12 protein-coding genes are annotated in these 12,774 nt (G+C 70.1%); 7 read left to right on the top strand and 5 right to left on the bottom strand.

Annotation, left to right across the window (positions count from 1 at the left end; translation table 11 throughout):
- Window positions 1–69: 69 nt before the first annotated feature.
- Window positions 70–1,146, bottom strand: a complete 1,077-nt coding sequence (locus tag ACFT4A_RS08670) for an LLM class flavin-dependent oxidoreductase (RefSeq protein ID WP_382827212.1) — start codon at window positions 1,144–1,146, stop codon at window positions 70–72.
- Between the two features lie 22 nt (window positions 1,147–1,168).
- Entirely contained in the window at window positions 1,169–1,825 is a 657-nt protein-coding gene (locus tag ACFT4A_RS08665) for a TIGR03086 family metal-binding protein (RefSeq protein ID WP_382827210.1), read from the bottom strand.
- A 62-nt stretch (window positions 1,826–1,887) separates the two neighbouring features.
- Here ACFT4A_RS08665 and ACFT4A_RS08660 point away from each other — a divergent pair, with 62 nt between their 5' ends.
- Together ACFT4A_RS08660 and ACFT4A_RS08655 are read left to right on the top strand one after the other, a co-directional pair.
- Complete coding sequence (locus ACFT4A_RS08660; RefSeq protein WP_382827209.1) at window positions 1,888–2,712, top strand: DUF6597 domain-containing transcriptional factor; 825 nt, start codon at window positions 1,888–1,890, stop codon at window positions 2,710–2,712.
- A 22-nt stretch (window positions 2,713–2,734) separates the two neighbouring features.
- Window positions 2,735–3,070, top strand: a complete 336-nt coding sequence (locus ACFT4A_RS08655; RefSeq protein WP_328342006.1) for a YnfA family protein — start codon at window positions 2,735–2,737, stop codon at window positions 3,068–3,070.
- Between the two features lie 20 nt (window positions 3,071–3,090).
- Here ACFT4A_RS08655 and ACFT4A_RS08650 read toward each other — a convergent pair whose 3' ends face one another.
- Window positions 3,091–3,528: an ester cyclase gene (locus ACFT4A_RS08650; protein WP_382827206.1), complete on the bottom strand. Its 438-nt coding sequence runs from the start codon at window positions 3,526–3,528 to the stop codon at window positions 3,091–3,093.
- Between the two features lie 139 nt (window positions 3,529–3,667).
- Here ACFT4A_RS08650 and ACFT4A_RS08645 point away from each other — a divergent pair, with 139 nt between their 5' ends.
- Window positions 3,668–4,444, top strand: coding sequence for an SDR family NAD(P)-dependent oxidoreductase (locus tag ACFT4A_RS08645; protein WP_382827204.1), 777 nt, complete (start codon window positions 3,668–3,670; stop codon window positions 4,442–4,444).
- Between the two features lie 19 nt (window positions 4,445–4,463).
- Here ACFT4A_RS08645 and ACFT4A_RS08640 read toward each other — a convergent pair whose 3' ends face one another.
- The gene (locus ACFT4A_RS08640) at window positions 4,464–5,657 is read right to left on the bottom strand and encodes an RtcB family protein (RefSeq protein ID WP_382827202.1); all 1,194 of its coding nucleotides are present in this window, start codon (window positions 5,655–5,657) and stop codon (window positions 4,464–4,466) included.
- A gap of 171 nt (window positions 5,658–5,828) precedes the next feature.
- Between ACFT4A_RS08640 and ACFT4A_RS08635 the strand changes: the two genes are divergently transcribed.
- The 3 genes from ACFT4A_RS08635 (at window position 5,829) to ACFT4A_RS08625 (ending at window position 9,035) form a co-directional block, all read left to right on the top strand.
- Window positions 5,829–6,683, top strand: a complete 855-nt coding sequence (locus ACFT4A_RS08635) for a DUF3558 domain-containing protein (protein ID WP_382827201.1) — start codon at window positions 5,829–5,831, stop codon at window positions 6,681–6,683.
- 119 nt (window positions 6,684–6,802) lie between these two features.
- On the top strand, window positions 6,803–7,684 hold the full coding sequence (locus ACFT4A_RS08630; protein WP_382827199.1) for a DUF3558 family protein: 882 nt from the start codon (window positions 6,803–6,805) through the stop codon (window positions 7,682–7,684).
- Window positions 7,685–7,796: 112 nt separating this feature from the next.
- Complete coding sequence (locus tag ACFT4A_RS08625) at window positions 7,797–9,035, top strand: DUF2637 domain-containing protein (protein ID WP_382827198.1); 1,239 nt, start codon at window positions 7,797–7,799, stop codon at window positions 9,033–9,035.
- 43 nt (window positions 9,036–9,078) lie between these two features.
- Here ACFT4A_RS08625 and lysS read toward each other — a convergent pair whose 3' ends face one another.
- Complete coding sequence (lysS, locus tag ACFT4A_RS08620) at window positions 9,079–10,821, bottom strand: lysine--tRNA ligase (protein WP_382827196.1); 1,743 nt, start codon at window positions 10,819–10,821, stop codon at window positions 9,079–9,081.
- 141 nt (window positions 10,822–10,962) lie between these two features.
- Between lysS and argS the strand changes: the two genes are divergently transcribed.
- A complete protein-coding gene (gene argS, locus ACFT4A_RS08615) occupies window positions 10,963–12,717 on the top strand; it encodes an arginine--tRNA ligase (protein WP_382827195.1) in 1,755 nt (584 codons plus the stop codon).
- Window positions 12,718–12,774: the final 57 nt, after the last annotated feature.

The raw sequence follows: 12,774 nt of genomic DNA, 5'->3' as shown, positions 1-12,774 counted from the left end.
CCAGTGTGCCTGGCGACCGGCTCCCCGGGACCGGATGCGCCGCGCCGGGGCGTCCTTCTTACTCCCCTCTCACCCCCGCGCCCGAGCCAGCCGGGCCGCGTGCGTCGGCGCGTCCGGCACGTCCGCCGGGCGGCCCACGGCGAACTCCTTGCGCAGCACCGGTACGACCTCCTCGCCCAGCAGGTCGATCTGCTCCAGCACGGTCTTCAGCGGCAGCCCGGCGTGGTCGACCAGGAACAGCTGCCGCTGGTAGTCGCCCGCGTACTCGCGGAAGGCCAGCGTCTTCTCGATGACCTGCTGCGGGGTGCCGACGGTCAGCGGCGTCTGCGCCGTGAAGTCCTCCAGCGACGGCCCGTGCCCGTACACCGGCGCGACGTCGAAGTACGGCCGGAACTCGCGCACCGCGTCCTGCGAGTTCCGCCGCATGAACACATGCCCGCCGAGTCCGACGATCGCCTGCTCGGGCGTGCCGTGCCCGTAGTGCGCGTACCGGGCGCGGTACAGGTCGACCATGCGCTTGGTGTGATCGGCCGGCCAGAAGATGTTGTTGTGGAAGAAGCCGTCGCCGTAGAACGCGGCCTGCTCGGCGATCTCCGGCGAGCGGATCGATCCGTGCCAGACGAACGGCGGTACGCCGTCCAGCGGGCGGGGCGTCGCCGTGAAGCCCTCCAGCGGCGTACGGAACTTCCCCTCCCAGTCGACGCCCTCCTCCCGCCACAGGCGGTGCAGCAGGGCGTAGTTCTCGACGGCGAGCGGGATGCCCTGCCGGATGTCCTGCCCGAACCAGGGGTAGACCGGCGCGGTGTTCCCGCGGCCCAGCATCAGATCCACCCGGCCGTCGGCCAGATGCTGGAGCATCGCGAAGTCCTCGGCGATCTTCACCGGGTCGCTGGTGGTGATGAGGGTGGTGGCCGTGGAGAGGACCAGCCGCTCGGTGCGGGCGGCGATGTAGCCGAGCATCGTGGTCGGGGAGGAGGGCACGAAGGGCGGGTTGTGGTGCTCGCCGGTCGCGAAGACGTCGAGCCCGGCCTCCTCGGCCTTGAGCGCGATGGCGACCATGGCCTTGATCCGCTCGCGCTCGGTCGGGGTCCGGCCCGTGGTCGGGTCGGGCGTGACGTCGCCGACACTGAAGATCCCGAACTGCATGGTCGCTCACCCTCCAGGTTGTTTATCCTTCAACAGTACTCGGGGGAACGACAGCGGGTGCGGGGGCATTCCAGGAAGCGGGCGCGGCGGCATTCCAGGAGGGGTCCCTGCCGGTCCGCCCGAGCAGCCGCTCCAGGGGCGACGCGTCCTCCGTCACCGGCACCGCCTCCCCGAACACCCCCATCTTCCTGGCCGTCGGCGCCAGCTCGTCCACCGCGCCGGACAGTTCCGCCACGACCGCCTCGTCGGCACCCGGGTCCTCCTGGCCCGTCGCCCGCGCCAGGTCCCACACATGCACCGTCAGATCGAGCAGCGCCATCGATCCGACCAGCCGCGCCGGCATGTTCATCGCGCCCGTCGTGCCGTCCTCGGCACCCGGCGCCGACCAGGCCGCCACCAGCCGGTCCGTCTCCCGGGCGAACCGCTCACGCCACTCGGGGCTCCCGGCGACCGGGTCGGGCGACCCACCGAAGTCCGACGCCTCCTTCGCGGCCAGCCGCTGGAACTGCACGATCACCTGGAAGAGGTGATCGACCAGCGCCCGCACGTCGTACTCGGCACAGGGCGTGGGCGCGGCGAGCGCCGCGTCGGGAATGCCCCGCACCACCGGCACCGCCCGCTCCCGCGCCATGCCCAGCAGCTCACCGATGCGGTACGTCCTCACAGGGTTCGTGTCCATGCTCCGACCGTAGGGACAGCCACGACCGCCCATCTTGAAGAAACGCGACGTACGATCCGGCCATGGAGGCCCCCCGCCACGACACCCGCGGGATCGTCGACCCGTCCGGGCTGCTCAACCGCGTGCGATTCCGCCGCCACGAGCCCGCCGAGCCGCTGCGCCGGTACGTCGAGTGGTACTGGCTCATCGACTGGGACCTGCCCGCGCCCTACGCCTCCCACGTCGTCCCGCATCCGTCCGTCAACCTCACGTTCCAGTGGGACGAGGACGAGGGTGCTCCCTACGGCGAGGTCACCGGCGTCGCGCTCGGCCTCTACACCAGGAAACTGACCGGCCGGGGCCGGGTCTGCGGGGCGAAGTTCCGCCCCGGCGGCTTCCGGCCGTACGCCCCCGAAGAGCCGGTCTCCCGCTGGACGGGCCGCACACTGGCAGCCCAGGAGGTGTTCCCGCAGGTCACCGCCGACACCGCCCGCGCGGTCGTCACCCCCGCCGACGACGCCGCCCGGGTCGCCGCCCTCGACGCCTTCCTGCTCTCCCTGCCCCGCACCCCGGACCCTCAGGCGGACCTCGCGATCGACCTCGTCGCACGCATCCGCGCGGACCGAACCGTACGCCGCGTCGGCGACTTCGCCCACGCGCGCGGCCTGTCGGTACGGGCGCTGCAACGGCTCTTCTCGACCCAGGTCGGCGTCAGCCCCAAGTGGGTCATCCTCCGCTACCGCATCCACGAGGCCCTGGAACAGGCCGGCCACCGCGACGACGTCGACTGGGCCGCCCTCGCCGCCGACCTCGGCTACGCCGACCAGGCCCACCTCGTACGGGACTTCACGACGACGGTGGGAGTGCCTCCCACGGCCTACGCGGCGGAGACCCGAGCCGGCCGTTAGGGAGCATGCGAAGCTGACCACCATGTTCGTGCTCCGCTCCGCCGCCCTCTTCGTCGTCGCGGCCCTCTTCGAGATCGGCGGCGCCTGGCTGGTCTGGCAGGGCGTGCGCGAGAACCGGGGCTGGCTGTGGGCGGCCGGCGGCGTCCTCGCGCTCGGCGCGTACGGCTTCGTCGCGACGTTCCAGCCCGACGCCCACTTCGGCCGCGTGCTCGCCGCGTACGGCGGGATCTTCGTCGCCGGTTCGATCCTCTGGGGCGTGGTCGCGGACGGCTACCGCCCGGACCGCTGGGACATCACGGGCGCACTGATCTGCCTCGCGGGCATGGCGGTCATCATGTACGCCCCGCGAGGAGACTGACCGGCCCTCGGCCCGGGAGCTCAGAACGGCTCGTCGGGCGGCAGCAACCCCAACTGCCCCAGGAAATCCATCTCGTCGAAGTACAGCCGGTAGTCGACGATCCGCCCGTCCCGCACGGTGGCGATGTCCACCCCGCGGATCCTGATCTCCTTCTGCGTCGGCGGGAGCGTCTCGCCGTTGGGCAGCTCCAGCGGCCCGGTGTTGCGCCCGCTGAAGAACCCCTCGTCGATGGCCGTGTCACCGACCTCGTAGGAGTGCAACGGCTGGAACGTCGCCTCGGGGACCGCCTCCGTCATCGTCCGCCAGTACTCGACGATGTTGTCGCGCCCGCGCAGCTCACCCTCGTCAGGGGTGAAGGCGACCGCGTCCTCGGCGTACAGCTCGCCGATGACCTTCAGATCGGCGTGCGTGGTGACCGCGTCCGTGAGCCGGTCCATGACCTCACGTGCCTCGCCCATGATCCACCTCCAGGAAAAACCGGAAAAGCAGGGGACCACCCGCCCTCATTCTCCCACCGCGGGCCCCGCCTATCCTGGCCGGAAGCCCTGAGGGCCTTCTGATGGCCCCGTACACCGCACCCACGTCCGAGGAGCTCCCATGGCCACCGCCGCCCCGTCCGCAGCCTCCCGCATCGCCGTCGTCACGGGTGCGAGCAGCGGAATCGGCGCCGCCACCGCCCGGCAGCTCGCCGCGGCTGGCTACCGCGTCGTCCTCACCGCGCGCCGCAAGGACCGCATCGAGGCACTGGCGGAGGAGATCAACAAGGCGGGCCACCAGGCCACGGCGTACGCCCTCGACGTCACGGACCGCGCGGCGGTCGACGAGTTCGCCACGGCCTTCAAGACGATCGGCGTCCTGGTCAACAACGCCGGCGGCGCGCTCGGCGCCGACCCGGTCGCGACCGGTGACCCGGCCGACTGGCGCCAGATGTACGAGACGAACGTCATCGGCACGCTCCACCTCACCCAGGCCCTGCTGCCCAAGCTGGACGCGAGCGGCGACGGCACGGTCGTGGTCGTCTCCTCCACCGCGGGCCACGGCACCTACGAGGGCGGCGCGGGCTACGTCGCCGCCAAGCACGGCGCCCACGTCCTCGCCGAGACCCTGCGCCTGGAGATCGTCGGCCGGCCGGTCCGCGTCATCGAGATCGCCCCCGGCATGGTCAAGACGGACGAGTTCGCCCTGACCCGCTTCTCCGGCGACGCGGCCAAGGCCGAGAAGGTCTACGAGGGCGTGGCCGAGCCCCTCACGGCCGACGACGTCGCCGACACCATCACCTGGGCCATCACCCGCCCCAGCCACGTCAACGTGGACCTCCTGGTCCTCCGCCCCCGCGCCCAGGCCTCGAACACGAAGGTCCACCGCGAGCTGTGACGCCGGTGCCCTCGGCGCGTCAGCCCTTCACGCAGACGACCTGCTTCAGCTTCGCCACGACCTCCACCAGGTCCCGCTGCTGGTCGATGACCTGCTCGATGGGCTTGTAGGCGCCCGGGATCTCGTCCACGACGCCGGAGTCCTTGCGGCACTCCACGCCCCGGGTCTGCTCCTCCAGGTCCTTCGTCGAGAAGCGCCGCTTGGCCGCGTTACGGCTCATGCGCCGGCCCGCGCCGTGCGAGGCCGAGTTGAAGGACTTGTCGTTGCCGAGGCCCTTCACGATGTACGAACCCGTGCCCATGGAGCCGGGGATGATGCCGTAATCGCCGGAGCCGGCCCGGATCGCGCCCTTGCGGGTCACGAGCAGGTCCATCCCGTCGTAGCGCTCCTCGGCCACGTAATTGTGGTGCGCGCTGATCTCCGGCTCGAAGACCGGCTTGGCCTTCTTGAACTCCTTGCGGACCACGTCCTTGAGGAGCGCCATCATGATCGAGCGGTTGTACTTCGCGTACTCCTGCGCCCAGAACAGGTCGTTGCGGTACGCCGCCATCTGCGGGGTGTCCGCCACGAAGACGGCGAGGTCGCGGTCGACCAGGCCCTGGTTGTGCGGGAGCTTCTGGGCGATGCCGATGTGATGCTCGGCCAGTTCCTTGCCGATGTTCCGGGAACCGGAGTGCAGCATCAGCCAGACAGAACCGGTCGTATCCGTGCAAATTTCAACAAAGTGGTTGCCGGATCCAAGCGTTCCCATCTGCTTGGTCGCACGTTCCTGGCGAAACTTGACCGCCTCCGCAACCCCGTCGAACCGCCCCCAGAAGTCGTCCCACCCGGCCGTACCGAACCCGTGCAGCCGCCCCGGGTCGACGGCGTCGGCATGCATCCCCCGCCCCACCGGAATGACCTGCTCGATCCGCGACCGCAGCCGCGACAGATCCCCGGGCAGGTCGTTCGCCGTCAGGGACGTCTTCACCGCGGACATCCCGCAGCCGATGTCGACCCCCACCGCCGCCGGGCACACCGCACCCCGCATCGCGATGACCGAACCGACCGTCGCGCCCTTGCCGTAGTGCACGTCGGGCATGACGGCGAGGCCCTTGATCCACGGCAGCGTGGCGACGTTCCGGAGCTGCTGGAGCGCGCCCTCCTCGACCGAGGCGGGGTCGGCCCACATCCGGATCGGCACTTTCGCACCAGGTACCTCTACATACGACATAACGTCCTCAATCCCCCGTAAGCGAACAGAAGTCTTCAAGAGCAAATACCGGAGCCAAGGTCTACGAAAGGGAATCCGGACCGGCGTTCACGGCAGTGCGTGCGATAGACATTGTGTTCATCGGCTGCCCGGCGACGGCAAGCCAATATCCGCCCCGAGAGGAGCCACCACGTGCAACGGAAGGCGTACGCACCCGGTATCGCCGCGCTCCTCGCGGCCCTGCTGGCCGGCTGCACCGGCAGTCCGGACGACGGCGGCACGACGGACGGCTCCAACCCGGGCGACACCGGCACGGCTTCGCCCGCCGCCGAGCCGGGCCGCTACCGCACGCTCCCCGAGCCCTGCACCGCGGTCGGCGAGAGCATGCTCGACGAACTCCTGCCCGGCATCCGGCAGATCACCGACGGCGAGCAGCGCGAGAAGGCCTACGAGGGCGAGCCGACGGTCACGTTCGACACCGACCGCAAGGTCGGCTGCCAGTGGAAGGTCGACGGCCGGGAGGCCACCGACCACCTCCTCGTCGACTTCGAACGGGTCGTCTCCTACGACAACGCCGTCAGCGACGACAACCAGGCCGAGCAGCTCTTCGCGGAGCGGGAGGCCGGGGCCCACCTCCCCGAGCCGACGGCCACCGAGTCGGCCACCTCGGAGTCCCCCGCCGCGGGCAGCACCCCGGCCGGCGGTTCCTCCGCCGCCCCGAGCGGCTCCCCCGGCTCGACCTCCTCCCCGTCCTCCCCCTCGGGCTCCTCGTCGCCCTCGACGTCCACCTCCGCCACCCCGACCGAACTCCAGCCCCGCGTGCTGGAGGATTTCGGCGACGAGGCCTTCATCGACGACGAGCTGAGCAGCTCCGGTTCGACGGCCAAGCAGCGGACGGTGACTGTGGCGTTCCGCACGTCCAATGTCATCGTGACCATCGAGTACGCCGAACAGCCGGCCACCGTCGGCGTCGTCCCGGACAGCAAGGAATTGCAGGACAGGGCCCAGAAACTGGCCTCCCAGCTGGCCGATTCGCTGAGCGACTGAGGCCCCTTCACGCCCCCTTCACGCACACCCGCAAAGCACCCGAAGGAAGGCCACACCTCCGCCTCACCGCGTACGGTGACCACTCGGCCCCGTTCCGACCGCAGGGAACCACGAGCGTCATGAGTGAAGGAACCATGCAGCGACGAGCACAGCGAGACCAGCAGGACCAGCGAGCGAAGCGCCTCAACCGCGCCCTTGTCTGCGCGGCCGTCGTCCCCGTGATGCTGGTCGCCGCCGGCTGCTCCTCGGACTCCGGCTCCGGCGACACCACGGACAAGGCCGCGAACGCGGCGGCTTCGGCGTCCGCGAGCCCGTCGCCGACCGTCGAGGCGGCGGCGTACGACAAGCTTCCGGAGTCCTGCAAGGCACTGTCGAAGAAGACGCTGAAGGACCTCGTTCCGAAGAGCAAGTCCGGCAAGGAGGGCAAGTCGGACGATGTCTCCACGCGCGGCAGCTGCTCCTGGAACAGCCTCGACAACAACGGCGTGAAGGGCTCGCAGTTCCGCTGGCTGAACGTGTCGATGCTGCGCTTCGAGTCGGATGCCGCGCGCGGCTCGGGCGAGAAGCTGGCCCAGCAGTACTACGAGAAGCAGGTCCAGGACGTCCAGGCCTCCGAGGGCGCCAAGGGCGTCAAGTCGGAGCCGGTGCCGGACACGGGCGACCAGGCGACGGCCGTGCGCTACGACCTGAAGAAGAAGGAAGGCACCTTCAAGCAGCAGACGGTCGTGACACGCGTCGAGAACGTCGTCGTGACGCTGGACTACAACGGCGCGGGTCTGGCCGGCGACAAGTCCCCGAGCGCCGACGACCTGGCGAAGGACGCCGAGAAGGCCGCGAAGGAAGCGGTGGCCGCGGTGGCCGAGGCGAACGGCGCGGGCGGCGGCAAGGCCGGCGGCGACCCGTCGAAGCCGGCGTCGAAGTCCCCGTCCAAGCAGCCCTCGAAGGGGGCTTCGAAGGGCTCCTCCGCGTCGCCTTCGAAGTCGCCCGCCAAGAAGAGCTGAACACCACCGACCGGAACCGGCCACCCGTCCTCCGCACACATGTGCCACCCTGTTGCGCGCAACAGCACGCAAGGGGAGGGGAAGACGGGTGGCCGCGCCACAACTGACTCGGATGCACCGCGTTCTCATCGGCGTGGTCGTGGCCGGCGCCGTGATCATCGCCGGCATCGGCTTCGCCGGTTCGTACGCGGCGGTCCGCGAGTTGGCCCTGCAGAAGGGCTTCGGGAACTTCTCCTACGTCTTCCCGATCGGCATCGACGCGGGCATCTGCGTCCTGCTGGCCCTGGACCTGCTCCTCACCTGGATCAGGATCCCGTTCCCCCTGCTCCGCCAGACGGCGTGGCTCCTGACCGCGGCGACGATCGCCTTCAACGGCGCGGCCGCCTGGCCGGATCCGCTCGGCGTCGGCATGCACGCGGTGATCCCGATCCTGTTCGTGGTCGCGGTCGAGGCGGCCCGCCACGCGATCGGCCGGATCGCCGACATCACGGCCGACAAGCACATGGAGGGCGTCCGCCTCACCCGCTGGCTGCTCTCCCCCGGCCCCACGTTCCTCCTCTGGCGCCGCATGAAGCTCTGGGAGCTCCGCTCCTACGACCAGGTCATCAAGCTGGAGCAGGAACGTCTCGTCTACCAGGCCCGCCTCCGCTCCCGCTACGGCCGCAGCTGGCGCCGCAAGGCTCCGGTGGAGTCCCTGATGCCGCTGAGGCTGGCGCGCTACGGCGTCCCGCTCGCGGAGACGGCCCCGGCGGGCCTGGCGGCGGCGGGCATAGAGCCCGCTCTGCTCCCCCCGGCGCCGCAGCAGCAGCACCAGTCGGCGCTGGAAGCCGACCCACAGCGAACGGCACCTCACAGCGAGCAGCGCCCGCAGCTCGAGAGCAACCGAAACGCCGAGTACGTGGACGACGTACCCGAACCGGACCAGAGCCCCTGGTTCAACACCCCTCGCGAGGTCGAGTACCAGGGCGGCTACGACCCGACGTACGAGGCCGAGCAGTACGAGCCCCCGTACGAGCCCTCGTATGAACCCCCGTACGAGCCTCCGTACGAGCCTCCCGTCGAACAGGCACCCAGCCCGGAAGACACCGGCAGCTTCCCCATCCCGGTGGGCCCCAACCGCACCCGCGAACTCGGCGACGGCGGCGGCCCTCCGCAACCGACCGAGGAGGACTACTACCGGGCCTTCCGCGAGTCGACGAAGGGCGGCAACGGAGCCCCCACCCCCCGTGGATTCATCGCCGACGTCGAGGCGACCTACGGCATCACCCTGGAAGAGGCCGAGTCCAAGCGCATGGTGAACCGCTTCTCCAACCGCCTCAACGCGGAGATGACGGACGAGCACATCGCATGAGAAAAGGGGCCCTGAGAACAGGGCCCCTTCCTCACATCAGCGGCTACTCCCCGAGCAGCGCCCGAACCCGCTCCTGCCCCACGGCCAGCAGCAGCGTGGGCAGCCGCGGCCCGGTGTCCCGCCCGACCAGCAGGTGGTACAGCAGGGCGAAGAACGACCGCTGGGCCGTCTTGATCTCCGGCGGCAGTTCCTTCGGCGTCGCGTCGGCGGAGAACCCGGCCTGCACCTTGGGCACGCCGTAGACGAGATGCGTCAGCCCGTCGAGCGACCAGTGCTCGGCGAGCCCGTCGAGCAGCAGCCGCAGGGACTGCTGGGAGGCCTCGTCGAGGGACTTCAGCAACTCGGCGTCGGCCTCGTCGCGCACGATCGTCCGCTGGTCGGCGGGCACGTGCGTGTTGATCCAGGCCTCGGCCTTGTCGTACCGCGGCCGCGCCTCGTCGATCGAGGTCAGCGGCTGCTCCGGGTCCAGCTCGCTGAGGATGCGCAGCGCCTGGTCCGCGTGCCCGGCGGTGATGTCCGCGACGGACGCCAGCGTCCGGTACGGCAGCGGCCGCGGCGTCCGGGGCAGCTCACCGGCGGCCGTACCCACCGCACGCGCGTGCGCGGCGGCGTCGGCCGGCAGGACGCTGCCGTCGGCGACCTTGGCGTCCAGCCGGTCCCACTCGTCGTACAGCCGCTGGATCTCCTGGTCGAAGGCGACCTTGAAGGACTGGTTGGGCCGGCGCCGCGCGTACAGCCAGCGCAGCAGCTGCGGTTCCATGATCTTCAGGGCGTCCGCCGGGGTCGGCACGCCACCGCGCGAGGACGACATCTTCGCCATCCCGCTGATGCCCACGAAGGCGTACATCGGCCCGATGGGCTGCTGCCCGCCGAAGATCCCGACGATCTGCCCGCCGACCTGGAACGACGACCCGGGGGACGAGTGATCGACACCGCTGGGCTCGAAGACGACGCCCTCGTACGCCCACCGCATCGGCCAGTCGACCTTCCAGACCAGCTTGCCGCGGTTGAACTCGTTCAGCCGGACCGTCTCCGAGAAGCCGCACGCGGTGCAGGCGTACGTCAGCTCGGTGGAGTCGTCGTCGTAGGACGTGACGGTGGTGAGGTCCTTCTCGCAGTTGCCGCAGTACGGCTTGTACGGGAAGTAGCCGGCGGTGCCGGAGCTGCCGTCGTCCTCACCGGCCGCGCCCGAGCCCTCGGCGGCCTCCAGCTCGGCCTCGTCGAGCGGCTTCTGCTGCTGCTTCTTGGCCGGGGCCTTCTTCGTCCGGTACTGGCCGAGGATCGCGTCGATGTCGCCGCGGTGCTTGATGGCGTGCAGGATCTGCTCGCGGTACACCCCGGAGGTGTACTGCGCGGTCTGGCTGATCCCGTCGAACTCCACGCCCAGCTCGGCCAGCGACTCGACCATCGCGGCCTTGAAGTGCTCGGCCCAGTTCGCGTACGGGGAGCCCTCCGGCGCCGGGACGGACGTCAGCGGCTTGCCGATGTGCTCGGCCCACGACTCGTCGACGCCCGCGATACCGGCCGGGACCTTGCGGTACCGGTCGTAGTCGTCCCACGAGATCAGGTGCCGCACCTGGTGGCCCCGGCGGCGGATCTCGTCGGCGACGAGATGCGGGGTCATGACCTCGCGCAGGTTCCCGAGGTGGATGGGGCCGGACGGTGAGAGCCCGGACGCGACGACGACGGGTTTGCCCGGGGCCCGACGCTCCGACTCCTCGATGACCTCATCCGCGAAACGGGAGACCCAGTCGGTGGTCTCGGTGCTCTGAGCCACGATCGGCACGTCCTTCTTTCTCCAGGGCAGCCGTACGGTCAACGGCCGGTGCCCATTCTCCCAGACGGCATCCCGCCCGGGAAAACCGCTTTACCCCCCGTGGGATACTGAGCGGGTCTATCGATCCACGAGGAGAACGGCATCCATCCCATGACCTCGGTCACGTCGCTCACCGATCAAGTCCAGCAGCGTCTCGCGAACGCCCTGTCGGCCACCCGGCCGGAGGCCGACGCCGACCCGCTGCTGCGACGTAGCGACCGGGCCGACTACCAGGCCAACGGGATCCTGGCCCTCGCCAAGAAGGCCAAGTCGAACCCCCGGGAGCTGGCGACGGAGGTCGTCGGCAACATCGTCACCGGTGACGTGATCAAGGACGTCGAGGTCTCCGGCCCCGGCTTCCTCAACATCACGATCGCCGACCGGGCGATCACCGAGAACCTCGCCGCGCGGCACGCGGACGGCGAGCGTCTCGGCGTGCCGCTGAAGGAGAACGCGGGCATCACGGTCGTCGACTACGCCCAGCCGAACGTGGCGAAGGAGATGCACGTCGGTCACCTGCGGTCGGCGGTCATCGGTGACGCCCTGCGCGGCATGCTCGACTTCACCGGCGAGAAGACGATCGGCCGGCACCACATCGGCGACTGGGGCACCCAGTTCGGCATGCTCATCCAGTACCTGTTCGAGCACCCCGGCGAGCTGGCCCCCGCGGCCGACGTCGACGGCGAGCAGGCGATGAGCAACCTGAACCGGGTGTACAAGGCGTCGCGTGTGCTCTTCGACGCGGACGAGGAGTTCAAGGAGCGGGCCCGCAAGCGGGTCGTCGCCCTGCAGTCCGGTGACAAGGAGACACTCGAGCTGTGGCAGCAGTTCGTGGACGAGTCGAAGGTGTACTTCTACTCCGTCTTCGAGAAGCTCGACATGGAGATCCGCGACGAGGAGATCGTCGGCGAGTCCGCCTACAACGAGGGCATGCCCGAGACCGCCCGCCTCCTGGAGGAGACGGGTGTCGCGGTGCGCTCCGAGGGCGCGCTCGTGGTGTTCTTCGACGAGATCCGCGGCAAGGACGACCAGCCGGTCCCGCTGATCGTGCAGAAGGCCGACGGCGGCTTCGGCTACGCGGCCTCCGACCTGACCGCGATCCGCAACCGGGTCCAGGACCTGCACGCCTCGTCCCTGCTGTACGTCGTGGACGTCCGTCAGTCGCTGCACTTCAAGATGGTCTTCGAGACGGCACGCCGGGCAGGCTGGCTGAGCGACGGCGTCACCGCGCACAACATGGGCTACGGCACGGTGCTCGGCGCGGACGGCAAGCCGTTCAAGACGCGTGAGGGCGAGACCGTACGTCTTGAGGACCTGCTGGACGAGGCGGTGCAGCGGGCCGCCGAGGTCGTGCGGGAGAAGGCGCAGGACCTCACCGAGGACGAGATCCAGGAGCGGGCCGCGCAGGTCGGCATCGGCGCCGTGAAGTACGCCGACCTGTCGACGTCGCCGAACCGGGACTACAAGTTCGACCTGGACCAGATGGTGTCGCTGAACGGCGACACGTCCGTCTACCTCCAGTACGCGTACGCCCGGATCCAGTCGATCCTGCGCAAGGCGGGCGAGACGAAGCCGGCCGCCCACCCGGAGCTCGAACTCGCCCCGGCGGAGCGGGCGCTCGGTCTGCACCTGGACGCGTTCGGCGACACGGTCTTCGAAGCCGCCGCGGAGTACGCCCCGCACAAGCTGGCCGCGTATCTGTACCAGTTGGCTTCGCTGTACACGTCGTTCTACGACAAGTGCCCGGTGCTGAAGGCCGAGACGCCCGAGCAGGTGGAGAACCGCCTGTTCCTGTGCGACGTGACGGCCCGGACGCTGCACCAAGGCATGGGCCTGCTGGGCATCCGGACGCCCGAGCGGCTCTGACCGGGCCGTGACGACAGGCCGAGGGCGGCACTCCCCCGTGGAGTGCCGCCCTCGGGC

Origin of the sequence: Streptomyces sp. NPDC057099, from assembly GCF_042671245.1 — a bacterium.
Lineage (GTDB): Bacteria > Actinomycetota > Actinomycetes > Streptomycetales > Streptomycetaceae > Streptomyces > Streptomyces purpurascens.
Note: the sequence above shows the minus strand (reverse complement) of the source record. Positions and strands in the feature narration are given on the sequence as shown.